This window comes from Ralstonia pickettii (assembly GCF_001699815.1).
GTDB lineage: Bacteria > Pseudomonadota > Gammaproteobacteria > Burkholderiales > Burkholderiaceae > Ralstonia > Ralstonia thomasii.
In genome coordinates this window covers 26,662-48,893 of the sequence record NZ_MCGB01000007.1, presented here as the reverse complement: position 1 = coordinate 48,893, position 22,232 = coordinate 26,662, and the positions used below count along the sequence as shown (strand labels likewise).

Annotated in this window: 21 protein-coding genes; 6 read left to right on the top strand and 15 right to left on the bottom strand. The window is 63.1% G+C overall.

Features of this window, described 5'->3' with window-relative positions; genetic code table 11:
* Window positions 1-99 precede the first annotated feature (99 nt).
* Window positions 100-1,247, top strand: a protein-coding gene (locus tag BEK68_RS01190; RefSeq protein WP_372585118.1) for an IS3 family transposase whose coding sequence is annotated in 2 segments (ribosomal slippage) — window positions 100-343 and window positions 343-1,247 — 1,149 coding nt in all. Because the reading frame shifts where the segments join, the coding sequence is not laid out codon by codon here.
* A 4-nt stretch (window positions 1,248-1,251) separates the two neighbouring features.
* Here the strand turns inward: BEK68_RS01190 and BEK68_RS01185 are convergent.
* From BEK68_RS01185 to BEK68_RS24610, 15 genes are all read right to left on the bottom strand, one after another.
* Window positions 1,252-1,491 carry a pilus assembly protein TadG-related protein gene (locus BEK68_RS01185; RefSeq protein ID WP_065851523.1) on the bottom strand — a complete coding sequence of 80 codons (240 nt, stop codon included), beginning with the start codon at window positions 1,489-1,491 and terminating at the stop codon, window positions 1,252-1,254.
* A gap of 221 nt (window positions 1,492-1,712) precedes the next feature.
* Window positions 1,713-2,159: a GtrA family protein gene (locus tag BEK68_RS01180; protein ID WP_024541742.1), complete on the bottom strand. Its 447-nt coding sequence runs from the start codon at window positions 2,157-2,159 to the stop codon at window positions 1,713-1,715.
* A 118-nt stretch (window positions 2,160-2,277) separates the two neighbouring features.
* A complete protein-coding gene (locus BEK68_RS01175; protein ID WP_004629725.1) occupies window positions 2,278-3,363 on the bottom strand; it encodes a M48 family metallopeptidase in 1,086 nt (361 codons plus the stop codon).
* A 27-nt stretch (window positions 3,364-3,390) separates the two neighbouring features.
* Window positions 3,391-4,464: a YjgN family protein gene (locus BEK68_RS01170; protein WP_004629726.1), complete on the bottom strand. Its 1,074-nt coding sequence runs from the start codon at window positions 4,462-4,464 to the stop codon at window positions 3,391-3,393.
* Window positions 4,465-4,694: 230 nt separating this feature from the next.
* Window positions 4,695-6,338 (bottom strand): chaperonin GroEL, encoded by a 1,644-nt coding sequence (gene groL, locus BEK68_RS01165; RefSeq protein ID WP_004629728.1) that lies wholly within the window; start codon window positions 6,336-6,338, stop codon window positions 4,695-4,697.
* A 104-nt stretch (window positions 6,339-6,442) separates the two neighbouring features.
* Window positions 6,443-6,733, bottom strand: a complete 291-nt coding sequence (groES, locus tag BEK68_RS01160; protein ID WP_004629730.1) for a co-chaperone GroES — start codon at window positions 6,731-6,733, stop codon at window positions 6,443-6,445.
* Window positions 6,734-7,466: 733 nt separating this feature from the next.
* On the bottom strand, window positions 7,467-8,393 hold the full coding sequence (locus BEK68_RS01155; RefSeq protein WP_012435000.1) for a cation diffusion facilitator family transporter: 927 nt from the start codon (window positions 8,391-8,393) through the stop codon (window positions 7,467-7,469).
* A gap of 194 nt (window positions 8,394-8,587) precedes the next feature.
* Entirely contained in the window at window positions 8,588-9,964 is a 1,377-nt protein-coding gene (locus tag BEK68_RS01150; protein ID WP_012434999.1) for an ATP-binding protein, read from the bottom strand.
* On the bottom strand, window positions 9,961-10,635 hold the full coding sequence (locus BEK68_RS01145) for a response regulator transcription factor (protein WP_004629735.1): 675 nt from the start codon (window positions 10,633-10,635) through the stop codon (window positions 9,961-9,963). Before BEK68_RS01145 ends, BEK68_RS01150 begins: the two co-directional genes overlap by 4 nt.
* 31 nt (window positions 10,636-10,666) lie before the next feature.
* Window positions 10,667-11,398 (bottom strand): cytochrome b/b6 domain-containing protein, encoded by a 732-nt coding sequence (locus BEK68_RS01140; RefSeq protein ID WP_012434998.1) that lies wholly within the window; start codon window positions 11,396-11,398, stop codon window positions 10,667-10,669.
* Window positions 11,370-11,861, bottom strand: a complete 492-nt coding sequence (locus tag BEK68_RS01135; protein WP_024541741.1) for a diheme cytochrome c — start codon at window positions 11,859-11,861, stop codon at window positions 11,370-11,372. Before BEK68_RS01135 ends, BEK68_RS01140 begins: the two co-directional genes overlap by 29 nt.
* 48 nt (window positions 11,862-11,909) lie before the next feature.
* The gene (locus tag BEK68_RS01130) at window positions 11,910-12,326 is read right to left on the bottom strand and encodes a DUF1924 domain-containing protein (protein ID WP_004629741.1); all 417 of its coding nucleotides are present in this window, start codon (window positions 12,324-12,326) and stop codon (window positions 11,910-11,912) included.
* 195 nt (window positions 12,327-12,521) lie between these two features.
* The gene (locus BEK68_RS01125; protein WP_012434996.1) at window positions 12,522-13,478 is read right to left on the bottom strand and encodes a hypothetical protein; all 957 of its coding nucleotides are present in this window, start codon (window positions 13,476-13,478) and stop codon (window positions 12,522-12,524) included.
* Between the two features lie 125 nt (window positions 13,479-13,603).
* Complete coding sequence (gene dmeF, locus BEK68_RS01120) at window positions 13,604-14,908, bottom strand: CDF family Co(II)/Ni(II) efflux transporter DmeF (RefSeq protein ID WP_012434995.1); 1,305 nt, start codon at window positions 14,906-14,908, stop codon at window positions 13,604-13,606.
* Window positions 14,909-14,915: 7 nt separating this feature from the next.
* Window positions 14,916-15,194, bottom strand: a complete 279-nt coding sequence (locus BEK68_RS24610; protein ID WP_004629747.1) for a metal/formaldehyde-sensitive transcriptional repressor — start codon at window positions 15,192-15,194, stop codon at window positions 14,916-14,918.
* Window positions 15,195-15,370: 176 nt separating this feature from the next.
* Between BEK68_RS24610 and BEK68_RS26345 the strand changes: the two genes are divergently transcribed.
* The 5 genes from BEK68_RS26345 to BEK68_RS01095 all read left to right on the top strand — a co-directional run bounded on the left by BEK68_RS26345 (window position 15,371) and on the right by BEK68_RS01095 (window position 22,210).
* Window positions 15,371-15,496, top strand: coding sequence for a hypothetical protein (locus BEK68_RS26345; protein ID WP_259393726.1), 126 nt, complete (start codon window positions 15,371-15,373; stop codon window positions 15,494-15,496).
* Between the two features lie 764 nt (window positions 15,497-16,260).
* On the top strand, window positions 16,261-17,157 hold the full coding sequence (gene dapA / locus BEK68_RS01110) for a 4-hydroxy-tetrahydrodipicolinate synthase (RefSeq protein WP_004629750.1): 897 nt from the start codon (window positions 16,261-16,263) through the stop codon (window positions 17,155-17,157).
* A gap of 33 nt (window positions 17,158-17,190) precedes the next feature.
* Entirely contained in the window at window positions 17,191-18,360 is a 1,170-nt protein-coding gene (locus BEK68_RS01105; protein ID WP_012434993.1) for an iron-containing alcohol dehydrogenase, read from the top strand.
* Complete coding sequence (gene pdxA, locus BEK68_RS24595) at window positions 18,357-20,669, top strand: 4-hydroxythreonine-4-phosphate dehydrogenase PdxA (RefSeq protein WP_012434992.1); 2,313 nt, start codon at window positions 18,357-18,359, stop codon at window positions 20,667-20,669. The genes BEK68_RS01105 and pdxA overlap by 4 nt, the downstream gene beginning before the upstream one ends.
* Before the next feature lie 110 nt (window positions 20,670-20,779).
* Window positions 20,780-22,210: a sodium:solute symporter family protein gene (locus tag BEK68_RS01095; RefSeq protein WP_012434991.1), complete on the top strand. Its 1,431-nt coding sequence runs from the start codon at window positions 20,780-20,782 to the stop codon at window positions 22,208-22,210.
* Window positions 22,211-22,232 lie beyond the last annotated feature (22 nt).

Here is a 22,232-nt window from a genome sequence, read left to right as displayed (position 1 = left end):
GCTTGATAGACAACACGGTTGGCATTGCCCGCTGTCACCCCCTGGTACGTCCCCGGTCTTGTAGACACCTGATAGGGTGTTTTTGAGACTGGAGGAAGCATGAAAAGCAAGCGATATACGGATGAGTTCCGGGCCGAGGCGATCAAGCAGGTGACCGAACGCGGTTACCCGGTGGCGGAAGTGGCGCAGCGGCTGGGGGTGTCGAGCCACAGCCTGTACGAGTGGCTTCGCCGCAGCGGGGTCAGCCGGCAGGCACGCAAGACGCAGCAGGATGCCGATCTGCAGCGCGAGAACCAACAACTGCGCGCCGAACTTCGCCGTGTCGAGGAGGAGCGCGACATCCTAAAAAAGGCCGCCGCGTACTTTGCCAGGGGGTAAGGGCAAGGTACGGGTTCATGCATGCGCACCAGCACGAGTTCCGGATCACGACGATGTGCCGGGTCCTGAAGGTCGAACGCAGCGGCTACTACGCCTGGCTGGCCAAGCCCCGCTCGGCCAGGTCGATTGAGGATGCACGCTTGCTCAAGCTGATCGAAGAAGCCTATCTGGCCAGCGGCGGCGTGTACGGCAGCCGCAACATTCATCGTGATCTCATCGAAGCCGGCGAACGTGTCGGCAAGCACCGGGTTGCACGCCTAATGCGCGAGAACGGCTTACGCTCGGTGCGGTCGCCGCAACGCCGCCGCTACAAGACGGGTAAACCGTCAGTGGTAGCGCCCAACCGGCTGCAGCGGCAGTTCACCGTGCCCGAGCCGGATCACGCCTGGGTCACGGACATCACTTACCTGCGCACGGCCGAAGGCTGGCTGTACCTGGCGGTGGTGCTGGATCTGTACTCCCGTGCGGTCATCGGCTGGTCGATGAAACCGACGTTGGCGCGGGAGTTGGCGCTGGATGCACTGCTGATGGCGATCTGGCGCCGCAGGCCGACGCGAACGGTCACGATCCACTCCGATCAGGGCGTGCAGTACGGAAGCGACGACTGGCAGCGGTTCTGCCGCGAACACGGGTTGGAGGTGAGCATGAGCCGGCGTGGCAACTGCTGGGACAACTCGGTGGCCGAGTCGTTCTTCAGCAGCTTGAAGAAGGAACGAATCCGGGGCAAGGTCTATCCGTCACGGAACGATGCCAGGTCAGACGTGTTCGACTACATCGAGGTGTTCTACAACCGACAGCGCCGCCACGGGCACAATGGCGGCCTGTCTCCCATGGCTTTCGAGGAAGCTCACCCAACTCGATCGCTGTAACTGTCTACAGAACCGGGGACGTACCACCCGCATTCGTTGCCCGTGTCAGCGCATCGGAGGCGCCATCCAGCTCCTGGGCCGCCGACAAGGCACAGCTATCCACCGCTGACTGAAGCTCCGTCTTGGCCACAAACAACCCGCTCAGGTCGATCACCAAACCTGCCATTCCGAGCAACACGGCAAGCATCAGGCCCACCATCGGGAGCACCGCCCCGCGTTCTCTCTGTTTGGTATGCGTGCGCATATGCCTTCGCCTCCGCCGGTGTGAATGGCTATCGGGCGTTGTATCGACTACCTGCCGCGGCTCGCCGGTCGCTTGCAGATTTCCCCGTCCCTTATCGTCAGTTGTAGCCGCCACAGACGCAGTCCGAAACTGGCCGTAGGTATGATTCAGTAGTGAAACGCGAAGCCGCTTGGTCGCTTGCATTGCGGGCGGTTTGTGCAGGCAGCCCATGTTGCCCTCCGCTAGCGGAACGTCCAGAACCGATGCATTAAGAAGGTGAGCGGCGGCACCACCGACAGGATGACCGCAAGCCCGACCCAGTAGCTCAGGCCCAACGTCTGGGCCAGCCACGAGATCGCAAGCGTCAGCGCCAGACAGAGCAGTGAGACGGCGTAGAAGCGCAGGAAATTGGCGCGCCCCGGCTTGGCCGAGAAACTCCACAGCGCGTTGAGCAGGTACGAGCAGACGTTGGCGCAGACGAACGCTACGCCGTTGGCCGTCACCTGAGAGGCAGAAAAGCCGTTGATGAGCGTGGTGGCGATGGCAACGTGCATGCCGGTGGCCGCAACACCGGAGACCCCGAAGCGGAACACGCGGATCACCATCATGGGATCTGGCAGCCGCTGCGCAAGCGTTGGCGGCAGCAGACCTGCCAATGCGTTCATGACGCCCGTTTCAGCATGTCGCATGATGTCCCCCGTCCCTCTGCCACCATTCTTGGTGGCGTGAGGCAAAGGGGAAATCAATCAAAGGGATGACGAAGGCGCCGGGAATTGGACGAGCGTGGCGAGCGGCGTGCGTGCCGCGTCAGTCCGCGTCGTTGTTGTCACTGCCGCCGTGCGTGCGGTCAAAACGGCGCAGCGTGTCGATGCGTTCGCGCGTCAGCGGATGAGACGAGAAGAACGCCGCTGCATCGTCATCGCTGGCGGCATCGGTCTTCTTGGCGGCATCTGCCTTGCGCGTGCCGCCATGCGTGTCTTCCAGCGCCTGCAGCACGTCGGCAAATGCGGCAACGGATAAGCCGTTCTCCTGCAGCAGCAACGCGGCATAGCGGTCGGCATCGCGCTCGTAGTCGCGTGAATAGCGCAGTGTCAGCAGCGCCGCCGGCACGCCCGACAGAATCGTCGAGACATCGCCAAACAGCAGCGCCGCCGTTGCCCCAATGGCCGATGACTGAATCACCTGCCGCAGCCCATGGCGATATTCAACGTGACCCGCCTCGTGCGCCAGCACACCCGTCAGACCATCGCCCTCACCCACCAGCTTGACCAGCGCGTCGGTCACGACGATATCGCCGCCGGGCAGCGCAAAGGCATTGGCGCCGATGTCGGCGTCCCGAAACACGATGTGATACGTGTGCGTGGCCTGCGGCGGCTTGTGCAGTGCTGCAAAGCGTGCGCGGATGCGGTCCTGCAGCGCGGCTGGCAGCTTGCTGGGCCGCAACCAGCGCTCGTCCATTGCTTTGAGCGTGCTGCGCCCGAGTTGCGCTTCCGCACGCTGCGGCACCATGCCGGCCATCACCTTGGCGCCCCAGGGCAAGCCGTAGCGATACCCCAGCGCCAGCACCACCACCATGGCCAGCAGCGAGCCCAGCGCCAGCTTCCAGCTGTTCTGCGCCCGCACGACCCAGCCTTCGCGATAGCCGGTGCGATGCAGCAGCGCATTCAGCGACGTCTGCTCCGCCGGGTCGGTGATCTCGCAAAACGCGCCGTCTTCGAAGGTGATCAAGCGCGGTGCATGCTTGACGCGCTCCGACACCCGCAGCGTAGCGAGCGGCGCGCGGCGCAGCACCGTGCCCTCGGGCTCGAACAGCACCGCCTCGCCCGCCTCGACAGCAAGACGCACGGGTTGCGCGCGCGAGGTACGGCCGTCGAAGTAGGTCGCGAGAATCACAGCGGGTGCCCCTGCCTTGCAGCGCGTTTACAGCGCGATATCGATGTCGTACCAGTCCACTGTGGCGTCGCCCAGCGCGCCTACGTTGGTGGTTTCGCCGGCAACGAAGGTATCTAGCGAACCGGCCGCGATCATCGTCACCGAGTCGAGCTTGTAGCGTGCCGTGCGCACGCGTGCGAACGGCGTGAACAAGCCGATGGTGATCAGGATCAGCACCGCATTGGATACGAAAATCCAGAACAGCTTGCCCGCACCCACCTGGCTCTGGAAGCGATGCGCGCCCAGCGTGGTGTGGTTCCACACCACGTTCTGCAGGCGCGACAGGAAATAAGGCGTCAGGAACAGCATCGCGGCATACATGAACAGGCCGATGAGGATGAAGCCGAAGATCTGCCCCACTCCCGGCGCGCGGTGCAACGACACACCCAGTAGCAACGCGAGGCAAGAGGCCACCACGAGCGCCAGTATCGCCAGCCCGAAGGTGCGCAGATACACGCCATAGAAGTTGCCCGGCGTGCCGGAAAAATCGAACTGCGCGGTACCGAAGCGCGTGTTCTTGTGCTGGAAACGCTTGAAGCGCTGGTGCGCCAGCGGTGCGAGCAGGTACAGCGAGAGCACGCTGAGGATCGGCCACACCAGAAACACCATGTAGCCCTCGGCATCCTTGCCCGTAAAGGCGAAGCGCAAGCCGCGGTAGCTGGAATTGGCCATGCGGAAACGTAGCGAGCGCACGAGCAGCCACGGAAACGCGGCGGCCATCACGATAAGCAGTGCCAGCCCCAACAGCGGCGACGAATGACCAAGGAGGTTGAATGCAAACGCCAGCACGAAAATGATCGCGCGGCCCTTGAGAATGGCGATCGGGCTGCCGTGATAATCGAAGCTGGACCCCGCCAGTTGGGTGTTGCGATAGAAATACTGAAGCGTGCGGACCTTCGCCCAGGCCGAGTAGATGCCCAGCGTGACGATGGTCAGCAGCAGGTTGACGATCCAGATGCGGAAGTATTCCGAGCCGCTGCCAATAAAGCGCAGCCGCAAGGGTTGCGGCGCAGCTGGAGCGGGGGCGCTGCCCAGGACGGACTCGCGTGCGATGTCGTTCATCTGTTTTCCCTTCCCTGAGTTGTTATCGTGCCCCGCTTCAGGACGCTCATCGATACGTGACGACGCTGAGGCTCGCGGGTGGGCCGATTGTAGCGAAGCCCACTGCCTTGCAGCGTTAACACCGTCTTAACAAAGCGACCAACAAAAAACCCCGCAGGCTCGCACCCACGGGGTTTTTTGTTTGGAACAGCCATCCCGAAGGATGGCCGGGCCAGGACCGGTACGGCAAATTACATCATGCCGTCCATGCCGCCCATGCCACCCATGCCGCCCGGCATTGCCGGAGCAGCATCGTCCTTCGGCAGTTCTGCCACGGCGCAGTCCGTCGTCAGCATCAGCGAAGCGACCGAAGCAGCGTTCTGCAGCGCGGTGCGGGTCACCTTGGTCGGGTCCAACACGCCCATTTCCACCAGGTCACCGTACTCGCCGGTCGAGGCGTTGTAGCCGTAGTTGCCCTGGCCGGCGATGACGTTGGCCACCACCACCGAAGCCTCGTCGCCAGCGTTGGTGACGATCTGGCGCAGCGGCTCTTCCATGGCGCGCAGCACGATCTTGATACCGGCGTCCTGGTCAGCGTTCGCACCCTTCAGGCCGGAGATCAGCGCACGGGCGCGCAGCAGCGCAACACCGCCGCCAGCCACGATGCCTTCTTCCACGGCAGCGCGCGTTGCATGCAGCGCATCTTCCACGCGGGCCTTCTTTTCCTTCATTTCGACTTCGGTGGCAGCGCCGACCTTGATCACGGCAACACCGCCGGCCAGCTTGGCCACGCGCTCTTGCAGCTTCTCACGGTCGTAGTCCGAGGTCGCTTCTTCGATCTGGGCACGCACTTGCTTCACGCGGGCTTCGATGTTGCGGGCATCGCCTGCGCCATCGATGATCGTGGTGTTTTCCTTGCCGATTTCAACGCGCTTGGCTTGACCCAGGTCGTTCAGGGTTGCCTTTTCCAGCGTCAGGCCGACTTCTTCAGCGATGACCTGGCCGCCCGTCAGGATGGCGATGTCTTCCAGCATGGCCTTGCGGCGGTCGCCGAAGCCCGGAGCCTTGACGGCGGCGGTCTTCAGGATGCCGCGGATGTTGTTGACCACCAGCGTTGCCAGGGCTTCGCCTTCGACGTCTTCAGCGATGATCAGCAGCGGACGGCCAGCCTTGGCCACTTGCTCCAGGATCGGCAGCAGGTCGCGGATGTTGCTGACCTTCTTGTCGAACAGCAGCACGAACGGGTTGTCCAGCTGGACAACTTGCTTTTCCGGGTTGTTGATGAAGTACGGCGACAGGTAGCCGCGGTCGAACTGCATGCCTTCCACGACGTCCAGCTCGTCGGCCAGGGACTTGCCGTCTTCCACCGTGATCACGCCTTCCTTGCCGACCTTGTCCATGGCTTCAGCGATGCGCTGGCCGATGGATTCGTCGCTGTTGGCCGAGATGGCGCCAACCTGAGCGATTTCCTTGCTGGTGGTCGTCGGCTTGCTGATCTTCTTCAGCTCTTCGACGGCAGCGCCGACAGCCTTGTCGATGCCGCGCTTCAGGTCCATCGGGTTCATGCCGGCGGCAACGTACTTCATGCCTTCGCGCACGATCGACTGGGCCAGCACCGTTGCGGTGGTGGTGCCGTCACCGGCGTTGTCGCTGGTCTTGGAAGCCACTTCCTTGACCATTTGCGCGCCCATGTTCTGCAGCTTGTCCTTCAGCTCGATTTCCTTGGCGACCGACACACCGTCCTTGGTCACGGTCGGGCCACCGAAGCTGCGCTCCAGCACCACGTTACGGCCCTTCGGGCCCAGGGTCACCTTCACTGCGTTGGCGAGAATGTTCACGCCTTCGACCATCTTGGCACGTGCGGCGTCGCCGAACACTACGTCTTTAGCTGCCATCTTGAGAATCTCCGAAATCTTTGGATGTTGCCTGCGCCGGGGGAATCCGCGGGGCAGGCAATGAGGAATGGTTTACTGGTAAGCCAATGCGACTGAGCGCCCGCTTACTTCGCCACCACGGCCATGATGTCTTCTTCGCGCATGACCAGGACTTCCTGACCATCCACCTTGACGCCCTGGCCGGCGTACTTGCCGAACAGCACGCGGTCGCCGACCTTTACGTCCAGCGCGATCGCATTGCCCTTGTCGTCTTTCTTGCCCGGGCCGACGGCCAGCACTTCGCCTTGATCCGGCTTTTCAGCGGCGGCGTCAGGGATGACGATGCCCGAAGCGGTCTTCGTTTCGTTGTCCAGGCGCTTCACGATCACGCGGTCGTGCAAAGGACGCAGGTTCATACACAACTCCTCAATGCAAAGTGAGTGTTTATTCACAAAACGCGCCGCAGAGCGCGGCGCATCGGGAAAGCATCGGGGACCGGAGGTTTTGTTAGCACTCCTGCCCGGCGAGTGCTAATTATAGGGACGGGGTATTACGATTTCAAGAACGGGCGTAGCGGAAGTTGTTGTCGATGTCGAGATTCACTGAATCTGGAACTTTGGTCACTCAATGTGGAACTCTCTGACGCAGCACGGCATGCCGAAAATAGGAAAATCCTTATATTTCAGTTAGTTAGCACACAAGACGCGCGCCAGAGAGAGCACCATTGATTGCGTCTCACGCGGCAGACTGCGGGGCCTTGCCGCACTAAACTCCGCTCTTCTCCCTGCAAGACATTCCGATAGGCTTCGTCACCTACAAGAAGCAATTGCCGAGGCACAGCATGCGAGCGAGCTTCTGGTGGCCAAGGGGAATCAGCGCCCCGCAAGGATCTCCAGCCTCAAGAACGCCTTGGCATGGACCTTTAGATGGCCGTCGATCAGGGGGATATGATGTAGTACTCGTGGTCGTACCCCTCTTGATATCGCACCTTCAACGGCTGCTTGCCACATTGAACGCGGCCCAACTCGAGTTCTCGACCTAGAACAATCCACTCAGCTTGCCAGTGTCCCGAGTATGCAGAGGCGTGCAGGCACAAGAAGGCATCCGGATACTCGCTCCACTTTAGGAAGACGTGGCGCAAGGCTGCGACTAGAGGGGCACATCGACCGGATCCACGTGCGTCATCAAATTGAGCACATCGCGTCGCTCCATCACGCGGCGGCGAGCCTCCAGTGCGATGTCGTGGCCCTCGCGCACACTGACGCGCGCATCAACTTCGAGGTGTGCATCCACCAGAATCATGTCGCCCATACGGCGTGTCTTGACGTCGTGTACGCCGAGTACGCCCGTCGTCGCGAGCATGACCTGGTGGATCGCCTCCACGGTCTCCTCATCAACGGCACGATCCATCAGATCGTGCAGGGCTTCCCAGCCGAACTGCCAGCCCATGCGTGTCACCATCAGGCCCACGACAAGCGCCGCCACTGGATCGAGCAGACGGTACCCGAGCACGTTGCCTACGATGCCAAGCGCCACCACCAGCGACGATGCGGCATCGGAACGGGCATGCCAGGCGTTGGCGACCAGCATGCTCGAACGCACCCTTTCTGCCACCGCCAGCATGTAGCGGAACAACAATTCTTTGGCGGCCAGAGCGCCCAGCGCGACCCATAGGCCAATGAGCCGCACCGGCTGGATAGCCTCGGCGTGCTCCAGCTTGAGTACCGCGTTCCAGAGCATGCCCACGCCCACCGCCAGCAGGAGCAGACCGAGCACGAGCGAAGCGGCATTTTCGAAGCGCTGGTGGCCATAGTGGTGTGTCTGATCCGGCCCTTTCTGGCTATGGTGGCTAGCAAATAGCACCACGAAGTCCGAGATCAGGTCGGACAAGGAGTGGATGGCGTCGGCGATCAGCGCCTGCGAGCCGGCCAGCATGCCAGCCGCTACCTGCGCTATCGTCAATCCAAGATTGACGGCGACGCTCACAAGGGTGCTGCGCCGCGCAGCGGCCTGCTTGGCCACGCTGTCTTCGGAATCGGCGGCGATCTCAAGATCGATTTCTTTTATCTGTTGCATGGATTGTCCGAGCAGTGAACGTGGGGATGGGGTTCCAGGTTGAGCAGCGGCGCGCGGTCAATGGCGCAGCCCCGCTGCCAAGCGATTGCGCATGAGAGAGACCGGAGCCGTTTTCCACATCGGGACGCTCCCCGAGTCGCACCGCTGGCTCGTATTCTTCATGACTTCAATGAAGGGATGAAGTCGCGCATGACCTATTGGTGGGTTCCGGACCCACTGGATGTGAGGTTCGACCAGATAACGTCGACGCGCAATCCCCCGAGACCCGGCGAGCGGTCAACCGTTACGCTTGCACCGTGAACCGCCGCGATCCGGTGCACGATCGACCATCCAAGGCCGCTACCACTCTGGTCCGTTCCCTCGACACGGAAAAAGCGCTCGCCAAGTCGGTGCTGTTCGGCGGCGGGGAGTCCGGGGCCGCTGTCTTCCACACAAAGCGCGGCACTTCCGTTACGGTGCGCGACCGTCACGACGATTTGTGCCTCGGCGGGGCTGTAGCGTATGGCGTTGTCGATCAGGTTGCGAACAAGTGAGGCCAGTAACGCCCTGTTGCCCGCGACCATGCAGCGCTCCGGATTCTCTAGTGCGATGCGCTGTTTCTTGCCGAAGGCTATTGGCGCAATGTCTGCCATCACTTGTCTAGCCAGCGCACCAAGGTCGATCGGTTCAATCGAAATGCCGGCGTTCGCTTCCAGACGCGAAAGCAACAGCAATTGGTCGACCAGATGGGCAGCGCGATCGCATCCTTCCAACGTTCCCACCAAGGCGTGGCGACGCATGGCGTCCTCTTCGGCGGCCATTGCCACCTGGGCCTGGGCCTTGATTGCGGCAATCGGCGTGCGCAATTCGTGGGCGGCGTCGGCAGTGAAGCGGCGCTCGGCGTCGAGCATGGTCTGAATGCGGGCAAAGAGCGCGTTGAGCGCGTCGAGCATGGGCGTCATCTCAACCGGCGCATGGGGCATCCGGACCGGATCGAGTGCTCGCGGGTCACGCTCGGCAAGCGCGTTACCCAATCTGCGCAGCGGCAGCATCCCGCGCTTGACCGCCCACCAGACGGCCAAGGCGAGTAACGGCAACGCCAACGCCATCGGCCACAGCATGTTGCGCAAGAGGGCGGACAGGATTGCGGTGCGCGAGTCGATGCGCTCGCCAACGTAGACCTGGATGTCCTTGTAGACTCCCTGCGCTACAAAGACACGCCAAGCATTGCCTCCGATTTGCACCGTAGAGAATCCGGACGCGGTGCGCTCGCCTGGCGCAACCATCGGCTGGTTCGGCGCGTTGGCCGAGTGGATGCCCAGCTTCCCTTCGTGAAAGACCTGAAAGGCGACTTTGGGCGCGTAACGATGCTGGACAGGCAGGTCGTGACTCGGCTCATCGTCCTCGTCGACGGCCTGTGCGTGCTGCATGACCAGTAGCGCACCAGCTTGCGCTAGATGACTGTCCAGCAGTTGATCGATCTCGTCCTGGGCGTCGTACCACGTGATCAATGCGGTGATGAGCCATAGGCCGGCGACGGCGCCAAGCACCAACAACACCAGCCGACCTTGGAGCGAGCGCGGTCGCGTCATGGCGCTTCGGCATTGTCACGCGGCAGCATATAGCCGACGCCGCGCACGGTCACGATGAGGTCGCTGCCAAGTTTGACGCGCAGATGATGGATATGCACCTCCACGGAGTTGCTTCCGACTTCCTGCCCCCAGGGGTATAGGCACTGCTCGAGCTGCTCACGTGACAGCACGCGCCCCGCGTTCAGCATCAAGGCATGCAGCAGGTCAAATTCCCGCGTCGACAGTGCGACGGCTCGACCGTTGCAGAAGACCGTGCGTGACGCCGGCTCCAGAACAATGCCGCGCGCCCTCAACTGCTCCGTGGGATGACCATGCGCGCGGCGCACCAGCGCGCGCAGTCTCGCGCTGAGTTCGTGCAGATCAATGGGCTTGACGATGTAATCATCGGCGCCGAGATCGAGACCACGCACGCGATCTGGTATCGCGTCGCGCGCGGTCAACACCAGGATGGGGACCGCAATGCCTGCGCCACGCACCTTTCGCAGCACGTCCACGCCGTCCATGCGGGGCAGCCCAAGGTCGAGTATTGCGGCGACGTAGGCGTCCGTGCGCAACTCCCGCCACGCTGCCTCGCCGTCGCGCACCCAATCGACCTGGAAGCCCTGCTGCTGCAGGCCCGCACGAATGCCGTCTCCGAGCAGGGGGTCGTCTTCGACAAGCAGGATGCGCACGGATGAGATCTCCGCTCGGTACCGGTTTGGATCAATAGTCGTCGCGGTCGGCGTCGTGATGCTTCGCGGAGGCCGCGGGACGGTCAGTGACCCCGGCCGGCGGCGCGGACTGCCACTGCGTCCACCAGAAGCCCAGCACAGCCACCAACATCAGGCCCGCGACACTCGACCACGCACGGCGGATGCCCTCGTTCGGCAGGCCGGTCTTGCGTCCGCTGATCATCGCGCCAACCAGATTCTCACGGTGCAGCCAACTGCTGGCAAAGACGGCGAGAACATGAATGCCCACCAGTGCAAGCATTGCGTTGGCGAAGCCCTCGTGCAGTTCGCCGAGCCAGTCACCGCCGACATCGTTGTAGGTGGCCCAGCCCGTTCCTGCCAGGCCGCACGCCATCAGCAGCAAGGCGATGATAGCAAGCGCACCAGCGGGGTTGTGGTCAATATGGTGCTCCGGCCGCCCGCGCAGGATGCTGGTCAAATAGCGGAGTGCGGCAGCGGGGGACCGTACGAAGCTGGAAAACCTAGCGTATCGCGTGCCCACCATGCCCCACACCAGTCGAAAGCCGACCAGCGCCGCCATCGTGTATCCGAGTGTGATGTGGACAAGGCGCCACTGCTCACTTTCCGCGGTCAAGTAGGCACCCAGGAAGCTCAGCGCCAGCAGCCAGTGAAAGAGGCGGGTCGGCGCATCCCAAACCAGGATGCGGCGGGTGATGGAATCGGTTTTCATGGCTTCAGCGCGGGATGCGGACATTGTGTTCATTGAAGTCGCCTTGATCCGCCTTGGTATGGCAGGCAGCGCAGTTCGAGGCGCTCTTGATGGCAGGCCGGCGCCACACTGCAGTCGGCACTTCGTCGTGGGTGCGGGCGAACCACGCCGATCGGGTGATCCGGTCCTCGGGCGGCGGGGGTATTGACCTTGAGCGATCCGCCGCGTTGGCCGTGAGCCACTGATCGAGTTGCTTGACGGTGGCGGGGTCCAATGAAGCATCCGTCCCGTAGTGGTGCTGCAGGTTGCCCAGAATGCGCTGCCAGGAACTGGCGGGTAGCGCTCCGGGCGGATAGGCGATATGGCAAGACGCGCATTCCTGCCGATACTTGGGCAGCAGCGGTGCAGCGCGCATGCCAGGCCCCTCTTCGGCGGCGGCAAGAAACGACAGCCCGAGGCCCGCGATTGCCAGGCAAGCGCGTGCAGCTCGGCCTGTAACAACGAAACGGCCAGACATTTGGATACTCCGCATCAGGTCAGGAATTGAACGGGTTGCTGGATGGCCCTACTTCCCGAGGGTCATCAGCCAACTCAGCACGTCTGCTTTTTCGGCCACCGTGCACTCGCGCCCGACCACGTCGTTGCAGTTGCGCCGAAACCATTTCTCCGTCTTGGCGGCATCGGTAAAGCGCTCAGGATTGAATGCCGGAGCCAGCGGCGCGATCGACTTGCCAGTTGCGGCATGCCGGCCGGTCTGCGTGGGCGGGTTCCCATGGCAAGACGCACAGCTCCATTCACGGCCATGCTTGGATGTAAAAAATTCCTGGCCGCGGGACGGGTCGGAGGGGGCTCCGGCCTGCGCTCGATATTGATCAAGCAGTTGCGCGGGCGCTTGCGCATGTGCCAGGGGAGCGGCAGCGGCTAGCGCTAACGCCAAGACCGAATGCAGGCAGGCAACAGGAGGAAACTTTGAGATTGGCATCGCGGCCTCTCGCACTGAGGAATGCCTTAATGCTCTCGAATTCTTCTTAACGGATTCTTAAGCGATACCGCGGGGATCTATTTCAGTGGCCCGGTCAAGGATTGCACGCCTGCGTGGGCGACATGGGCATGACCACAGGTCGACCCTTTCAATCGGTGTGAGTGCCACCGTAGCTGCGCACAGCAAGACAACCCGCTAGCGAGCCAGGATCGGCTTGCCGAACAGCAACGGCAGGAAATCATCAAGGAAGAACAACACCTGAATAGTTGCGCCGACACCTCGCGTCGATCCGTGGGTTGCAGGAAGGACCAGTTCCGCGGCGACCTGCCACGTATCCTTGACATAGGCGATTCCTGGGTTGACGGTGCCGCGCGTGCGTTGCCCGCGTGGCGAGTCGAACGCGAACTCAACCAAGGGAATCCACTGGTGCAGGGGTTCTTCCTTGGGCAGCACGCCTGGCACAAATCGATCCGTCAAATAGAGCGTGCTGTACTCCAATGCGAATCCCCAGTGCACCGTGGTGACGTTGGCTGTGTTCACACTGTTGAACTGCCGCGTCGTCGGGTCATAGCTCAAGTTGCCCGACGTTTTGCCGGTCGGCACAGCCACGCTGACGCCCGCTGTGATGGCGAATGGCCGCAACCAAGACCATGCGTCAGGCAAGGCGCCGAACCCCTGGCCTATATAAAGGCTGGGCGCGATGGTCGCTGAAGTGTTGGCGCCGAGCCGTTTGGCCCCGGTATGGGGCAGTCCATAGATGAGGGAGCCGGCAATAAGCGTCTCGTTCAGATCGTCCTCGTAGAGCCTGGACTTGAGCACCACGTCGGAACCGGTTGCGCCGGGCTGACGCATGCTGCCCCAGTCGCGCCGAATGAAGCCTGTGTCAAAACCGATCGAGACCTCGGGCGTCAGGAGCCTCGCGAACGAGATCGTTGCAGCGCGATCGGTGACGTTTCCGGCGTCATCAGGGTGTTTTACTGCGCCTGCAGTGATCGAGAATTCGTCTGCAACGGCCGGATCATCGAAATTGAGTGTGCCCGGAAAGAAGCGGTTGCCAGCGATCCCGTGCGCACGCGATGGGCCGGGAACGCCACATGCAGCAAGGGCGAGCGCTGCTGCGCAAATGCGCACAAATGCGGATGGGCCGTACATGGTCGAAAGAATCTGCGGTCAGACCGCGAATGTGTTTTGTTGTGGTCGGGCAGATGCGGCACGCATGGCAGGGTGCCGCGCCCCATGCTGGTGATGCGGAGCAAATGTCCGAGTCGACCAATAGGCTATTTGCCCGGCGACGCGTGAACTTCCACGGTGATATGCGACAGTGCCTGGAGTCGCCGCAACCGTTGGTGATAAAACTGCGGCCCGCGATGCGCCTGGCCTGTGCTCACCGAGACCACCGCGCCCAGGTGGCCAGGGCCGATGCGCCATACGTGCAGGTCGAGCAGCGTGTCGCCATCGGACTCCAGCGCCGTCTTGATGCGCCTGCCGATATGCTTGTCCGGCGTCACGTCGACCAGAATGCCGCCGGTGTCGCGCATCAATCCGTACGCCCAGTTGGCGATGACCACCGCACCGACGACGCCTGCAAGGGGGTCCATCCAGAGCCAGCCAAATGTTCTGGCGAGCAGCAGACCGATAATGGCCAGCACAGAGACGGCGGCATCCGCCAGAACGTGCACATAGGCCGCGCGCATGTTGTGGTCGCGATGGTGTGCCCCGTGACCGTCGGCGTGATCGTGGTCATGCTCGTCGAAGGCCACGCTGTATTCCTGGCCGCCGATGCCGAGTACGGCAGTGAAGGCATGTGGTTCCGGAATCTCGGTGGTGGATTCCAGATAGTTTGCCTTGCGGACCAGCAGGAATTCCTGGCGGCTCCCGTCCGGCCGAATGGTGGTTACCGTCGCCACATCGCCCGGCAGCGGAGCGGTTTCTCCAGCTAACCGGAACACTGGCGGTACGCCGTCTTCGAAGATCGACAGTGCGAACACGCCCCCGGGCGCCTCGATGTGCTGCACTTCCCTGCCATGCGGATGCGTGTCGCCAAGTCCGGCTGCGCCGTGATCGTGTCCGTGGGCGTGACCATGGTGATGACTGTGGCCATGGCTGTGACCACCGTGGTCGCCACCGCTCAGCAGCCAGGCGCTTGCGATATTCACCAGCAGACCGACGACCGCAATCGGGATCGCCTCACTAAAGTGGATCGGCACCGGCGAGAAGAATCGCACCACCGCTTCGTAGCCGATCAACAGTGCAACCATCGCCAGGATGATGGCGCTGGTGAAGCCGGCTAGATCACCAAGCTTGCCTGTGCCGAACACGAAACGCGGGTCGTTCGCATGACGTCGCGCATAGGTGTAAGCCAGCGCAGCGATCAGCATGGCGCCCGCGTGCGTCGACATATGCAGCCCATCGGCCACCAGTGCCAGCGAGCCAAACACGCTTCCGCCGATGATCTCGGCGGCCATCATGAGGGTGCATAGCACGATCACGGCCCAGGTTTTGCGCTCGTTCTTTTCATGTCCCTCGCCCAGGAACACGTGGTCGTGGCTGGCGTGGAACGGCGTGTCGTAGAAATTGCTCATAGCCGGCTCACCTGAAATAGCTATGCACGACCTCGATCAGCTGCTCTTTGGCGCTGCCGTCGGCGTGCTCGTGTTCGTCATCCACCTCGGTCAGGTGGGTGCGGATGTGGTCTTCCAGCACCACGGCCAGCAGGCCATTCATGGCGCCTCGGCAGCTTGTGATCTGCTGCAGTACGGGGGCGCATCCCTGCTCCTCCTCCAGGGCGCGCTCGATGGCATCGAGCTGGCCGCGAATCCGGCGAACGCGGTTAAGTAGCTTCTGCTTCTCGCGGATAGTGTGGCTCATTCATCACCTCGACCAAAATATACTATAGGGGGGTATGCTACATCAGATTTAAGTTGTCATAGCGGCCCAACTCCTTCCTCAAGGGAGAACTCACGCGCCACAGCTATCAGCCCGCAGTCCGTCATTTCGAGGTCGAATGGGGTGGGTTCCTGCTAGCAAGCGCGGACAGCGCACAGTTGGCCCACCACGCTCAGACGCTCTCCATCAACACGCTACGCCAGCGCTTGGCAGCACTCGCGCAGTGGCATCTCACACAGGGCTTTCTCGATCTCACGCGGGCACCGCATTGCCGCAAGGTCTAAGGGCATTCCCGTGCTGCATCCCGCAAGCGAGAAGCGCCCAAGCTCCTCGCCTGCAGCGCACCCAGCTTGAGCAGTTGGTCGCTGGTGGACGAACAACTAGCGTGTTTGCCAGTGCCAAGGCGAAAAGCGCGCCCACACCACCCATGCCCGTTACAAAGCCATCGTTGCGGAGCCCTGCTAGTGCGTAGTCGGGAATCCCTTTGCGTGGAGAGACCTCATGCCTCCCGCCGGAAAGGTCGTTACCCGTTCGCCGCGCCGGCGAGTGGGGCTGATCGCCTGTCCGTGGTTGCTGTCCACCCCCATCAGCCCCGACAAGGAAGTCGTGGTCGAGGCAAGTGTCACGAGCGCGCCTCGGTACTACTTCGGCATGCACGCAGCCATATTTCCAAAGGGATAGCAAACCCGTTCATAGGCTGCTTCCATTCCAGGACTGGCGGTAGTCGACCCCACGTCCATACGCACCCGCGTAACTCAACTGCCGAATGGGATGACCGGGGCGACCTACGCGTGACTGATTCGATCAAAAATCAGTCGTGTCATAAGAGCACGCCGCCTCACCCATACCCAAGAAGAGTAGCGTTAGTGCGCGATACGGCGCCTGCTCAGCTTTCGTGCAGCGGAGTGAGATCAGGGTAAACATTGATCGATTCAATCATTTTATTGATTACAATGACTGGACCGATCGATGTTTGAGGCATTCAGCCGTGCATCCCTCCGGTTCAAGCTGACCCACGGGCCGCAGCCCACCACGAAAGGATTGCCACATGACCGCGTCGTTCAAAGGGATCGTCCCTGCCCTGATCACCCCGATGACCCCGACGGAAGACGTGGACGAAAACGGCCTGCGCGTGCTGATCGATCGGCTGATCGACGCGGGCGTCCACGGGCTCTTCGTGCTCGGCACCAACGGCGAATTCATTGCGCTGAGCGAAGAAGAGAAGCTGCGCATCGCCCGTATTACCGTCGAGCAGGCGCGCGGCCGCGTGCCCGTGGTGGCGGGCACCGGCGCCTATGCCACGCGTGATGTGATCGCGCTCAACCACAAGATGCAAGACGTGGGTGTGGACGCCGTATCCGTCATCACGCCCTACTTCAACGGCGCCACGCAGCCGGAGCTGTTTGCGCATTACGAGCAGATCGCGCGCGCGACGTCGCTGCCGATCCTGCTGTACACGATTCCGGCCAAGGCCGGCGTGACGCTGACCGTCGACACCGTGCGCCGGCTGGCGGACATCCCGAACATCCGCGCCATCAAGGACAGTGGTGGCGATTTCGACCGCCTGCTGCAGCTCATCAACCTGCGCCGTGACGACTTTGCCGTGTTCACCGGCACCGATTCGATGATCCTCTGGACACTGATTGCCGGTGGCGACGGCGCGGTGGCAGCCACCACCAATGCGGTGCCGCACGTGGTCATGTCGATCTGGAATCAATTCCAGGCGGGCAACATTCCGGCCGCGCGTGCTGCACAGGAATCGCTGCGTGCACTGCGTGACGCGTTTGCGCTCGGCACCATGCCCGTAGTGCTGAAGACCGCCGCCGAGATGCTCGGCATGCCCGCAGGGCCGGCACGCTCGCCGGCCAAGCCGCTCGATGAGAAAAGCCGCGAACGCCTGGCTGAAGCGCTCGCCATCTACCGTGCCGCGCTGAACGTCGCCTAAGCACTGCCGCCCGCCCCAACATCATCGATCGCCATGTCCTCCACCTACCATTTCCAGACCGTCAAGCACATCGTCCACGGCGCAGGCAGTCTGGCATTGCTGCCCGAAAAGCTCGCGCTGCTTGATGTGCCCGTCAAACGCATCGCACTCATCACCCAACCGGTGATGGAGCAGAACGGCGTGATCGGCCGCGTGGTGCAAGCGCTGGCCGCGCGCGACATCGAGGCGCGCATCGTACGCGGCGTCGAACCGGAACCGACGATTGAGAACGTCGAGACCGTCTTCCGCGAGCAGATCGCGCCGTTTGCGCCGGATGCCATCCTGTCAATCGGTGGCGGCAGCGTGCTGGATGCGGCCAAGCTGTTTGCAGTGCGCCTGACCAACGAACAGCCGCTGCGCGAATGGCTCGGCATTGATCTGATCAAGCGCCCCGGCATTCCGCTGGTGTTGGTCCCAACCACGGCGGGCACGGGTTCTGAAGTCACGCCCAACGCCATCGTCACGCTGCCCGATGAAGAACTGAAGGTGGGCATCGTCAGCCGACATCTGCTGCCACAACTGGTGATTCTCGATGCGGAACTGACCTTCGACCTGCCCAAACCGATCACGGCAGCCACGGGCATCGACGCATTCGTGCATTCGCTGGAGTCGTATATCTCGACCAAGGCCAACCCGGTGAGCGACATGTTTGCGATGGAGTCGATGCGGCTCATCGGCGCGAACCTTGTCGAGGCATATCAGAACGGCCGCTCGGTCAAGGCGCGCGAGGCGATGATGCTGGGTTCGATGTACGGCGGCCTGGCGCTGACCGCCGCCGGCACGGCCGCCGTGCATGCGCTGGCGTATCCGCTCGGTGGCATGTTCGGCATTACGCACGGTGTGGCCAACGCGATGCTGTTGCCGCACGTAATGTCGTTCAACAAGGATGCCATCGTCGGGCGGCTGGCCAACGTGGCACGTGCACTGGACATCAGCAGCCATGACAGTGACGACGAGACCGCCGCCGATGCGCTCATCGAACGGCTGACCGAGTGGACCGACGTTGTGCAGATTCCGCAGGACTTGCGCCAGTTCGGCGTGTCGGAAACGCACCTGGACGTGCTGGCCGAGGCCGCGTCGAAGGTCAAGCGTCTGCTGGGCAACAACCCCAAGCCGCTGAGCCACGCAGACATCAAGGCTATCTACCAGCGCCTGCTGCCGTGAACACGTCCGCCCACACCGCTCCGAAGCTGCTGATCCTGGCCGACGACCTGTCGGGCGCCGCCGATTGCGCGGTGGCCGGCGTGCGGGCCGGATTGCGCAGCGCGGTCATGCTGCGCGCCGATGTTGGACACCCCATCGGGTATCCGACCAGCGCCGACGTCCTCGCACTGGACACCGACACGCGGCGCGCCAATGCCGTCGATGCGGCGGCCACGCAGGTGGCGGCATGGCATGCACTGGCCCGGCCGGCCACGCGGCTCTACAAGAAGATCGATTCGACCCTGCGCGGCAACGTCGCTGCTGAGGTGGCCGCGCTTGCACCGCTGGCGGGTCTGGCCATCGTGGCGCCGGCGTTTCCGGCAGCCGGACGCACCACCCGCGACGGCCGCCAGTGGCTGCACGGCGTGGCCGTGGAAGACACCGAGGTGTGGCGCAACGAAAGCATCGGCGGCCGCGCCGATCTGCGCGTCATGTTGGAGCGCCAAGGCCTTCAGACCGCCGTGCTGACGCTTGACGACATCCGCGCCGGTGCCGCCGCGCTGGCCGGTCGCCTGGCGGCACTACAGGCGGACGGTGTGCAAGCCGTGGTGTGCGACGCCCAGACCGATGACGACCTCGCGCACATCGCCGAGACCTCCGTGCGGCTGGCGCATGTGTTCTGGGTCGGCTCCGCCGGTCTGGCGCCCGCGCTGATTCGCGCGGCGGGGCTCGGCAGCGCCAACGCCGCTGTCGAAGGCGATGCGGCAACCGCAATCGCCGGGCCGGTGCTGACGGTGGTGGGCAGCATGTCCAGCGTGTCCCATGCGCAGGCGTCGGAATTGAAGGCCGCTGCCGGTGCGCGCCTGCTGTCGCTGGAGCTGCCCGTGGAAGAGCTCGACACACCGCAGGCGGACATCACCCAGACCGTCATCGATGCGCTGTGCGAAGGCCGCGACGTGCTGGTCACGCTCAGCCAAACCACGCGCGGCAACAGCGCCGACGGCCTGCACTTCTGCCGCCGCCTCGCCACGTTGCTGGCGCCGGCTTTGCCGCATGCCGGCGGGCTGATCGCCACCGGCGGCGAGACCGCGCGCGCCGTGCTGTCGACCGCCGGCATCGACGCGCTGCGCCTGTGCGACGAAATCGAATCCGGCATGCCGCTGCTGCATGCCCAACTTACTGGCGTCGGCGGCGTGCTGCCGGTCGTCACCAAGGCGGGGGGCTTCGGCACACCCGGCTCCCTGCATGCCGCTTGGCGACGGTTGATCGAAACCGCAGCCAGCACCCCACCCAAAGGAACTCACGCAATGACCTATCGTCCTGTCATCGGCATCACCATGGGCGATGCCGCCGGTGTCGGCCCCGAGATCATCATGAAGGCGCTCACACACCGCGCGGTGTACGAGCAATGCCGACCTCTGGTGATTGGCGACACGGCACGACTGCGCGATGCCGCCCAACGTACCGGCGCGGCACTGGAAGTTCGCTCGATCGAGCGCCCTGCCGACGCCGCCTTCCGCTACGGCGTAGTGGACTGCATCGACCTCGGCCTCATTCCTGCCGACCTGCCCTACGGCAAGCTCTCTCCCATCGCGGGCGATGCCGCGTATCAGTACATCGCCCGCACCGTCGAGCTGACGTCCGCTGGCGAACTGGATGCCATCTGTACCGCGCCGCTGAACAAGGAAGCGCTGCACGCCGGCGGCCACATCTTCCCGGGCCACACCGAAATGCTGGCGCACCTGACCGGCATCGATGAGGTTTCGATGATGCTCGTGGCGCCCAACCTGCGCGTGATCCACGTGACGACCCATATCGGGCTGCTAGACGCCATCCGCCGCATCGAGCCGGGCCTGGTCCAGCGCACCATCGAACGCGCGCACGCCACGCTGGTACGCGCCGGCATCGAGAACCCGCGCATCGGTGTCTGCGGCATCAACCCGCATGCGGGAGAAAACGGGCTGTTCGGCCATGGCGAAGAAGAGCAAAAGATCATCCCCGCCGTGCAGGTGCTGCAGGCACGCGGCTGGCGCGTAGAGGGCCCGCTGCCCGCCGACACGCTGTTCTTCCGCGCCGGCCGTGGCGACTTCGATGTGGTGGTGGCGATGTATCACGACCAGGGCCACGGACCGGTCAAGGTGATGGGCCTGGAAGCCGGTGTGAACGTCACCGTGGGCCTGCCGGTAATCCGTACTTCGGTCGACCATGGAACCGCGTTCGACATTGCCGGCAAGGGCATCGCCGATGAACGCAGCATGCTCGAAGCGTTTCGCCAGGCCTGTGAACTCGCCACCCGACACGATGACCCGCAAGCCGTACGTGCGGCCTGACATCCCATCCACGCAGCACGAATTGATGTAGCGCCCCCGCGCAAGGCCCGACCCGACGGAGACACGCCGGGCTGGCCGGAGCCATTCGCTCAAGAATCAGGAGACAAAAGATGACCTCGTTTTCGACCTGGGACACCACCATGATCATCGCCATGGTCGTGGTCTATATCGTGGTGACCAGCGTGGCCAGCATCCGGCTGCGCAGCCGCACTTCCGAGCAATTCATGGTGGCCGGTCGCTCGATGCCGGCCGTGGTGGTGGCCGTGCTGCTGATGTCGGAATACATCGGCGCCAAGTCGACCATCGGCACCTCGCAAGAAGCCTTCAGCGTGGGTATTGCAGCGTCGTGGTCGGTCATCTCTGCCGCCATCGGCTTTCTGCTGTTTGGCCTGTTCATGGCCAAGCGTCTGTATGCGTCGGGGCAGTTCACCATCTCCGGCTTCATCGCCAAGAAGTACGGCAACACGGCCAAGCTGGTCGTGTCGGCCGTCATGATCTACGCGCTGTTTCTGGTGAACGTGGGCAACTATGTCAGCGGCGCGGCAGCCATCTCCACGGTCATGCACATCGACCTTCCGATCGCGGCGCTCATCACGGCTGCCGTCAGCACGATCTACTTCGTGTGGGGCGGTCTCAAGAGCGTGGCGTATCTGACCATCGTGCACAGCGCGGTCAAGGTGGTCGGCATCGGCATCATCGTCGCGGTGGCGTGGAAGCTCTCTGGCGGCATTGCCCCGATGGCGCAGGCCATGCCGGAGCACTACTTCACGTGGAAGGGTGCGCTGTCCGGCGGCACCATCGGCGCGTGGATCATCGGTTCGGCCGGGGCGATCTTCTCCACCCAGTTCATCATTCAAGCCATTTCTTCCACCAAGAGCCCTGAAGCCGCCCGCTCGGCTTCGCTCATGGCGGCGGTGCTGTGCGTGCCGATCTCGATTGCGCTGGGCTTCATCGGCGTGGCCGCCAAGTATCTGTACCCGGGCATCAAGAGCCTGTATGCGCTGCCGGTCTTTCTGCAACACATGCATCCGCTGCTGGCCGGCGTGGTAACGACTTCGCTGGTGGCGTCGATCTTCGTGAGCGTGTGTACGGTGGCACTCGCCATTGCTTCGCTCATCGTGACCGACTTCTATGTGCCGCGCTATCGCCCGTCGGCCGAGCAGGAAATGCGCATGACACGCTGGATCTCGCTGGCGGTGGGCGTGCTGCCGCTGGTGTTCGTGCTGTTCGTGCCGCAAATCCTGGCGCTATCGTTCTTCACGCGGGCGCTGCGGCTGTCGGTGTCCATCGTTGCGCTCATCGGCATCTATCTGCCGTTCTTCAACAGCAGTCGTGGAGCCGTTTCGGGCCTGATCCTGGCCGCGATTGCAACCACCATCTGGTATCTGCTCGGCAACCCGTTCGGCGTCGACAACATGTACATCGCGCTCGTCACGCCCGCCCTCGTTCTGGTGGTCGAGAAGCTGCTCTTTCGCGCGGCTGAGCCTGCACAGGCCAGCGCACCCGTCGCCAACATCAAGCCAAACAACGCGGCGCATTGATCCCCAGACACCGAGCATTGAA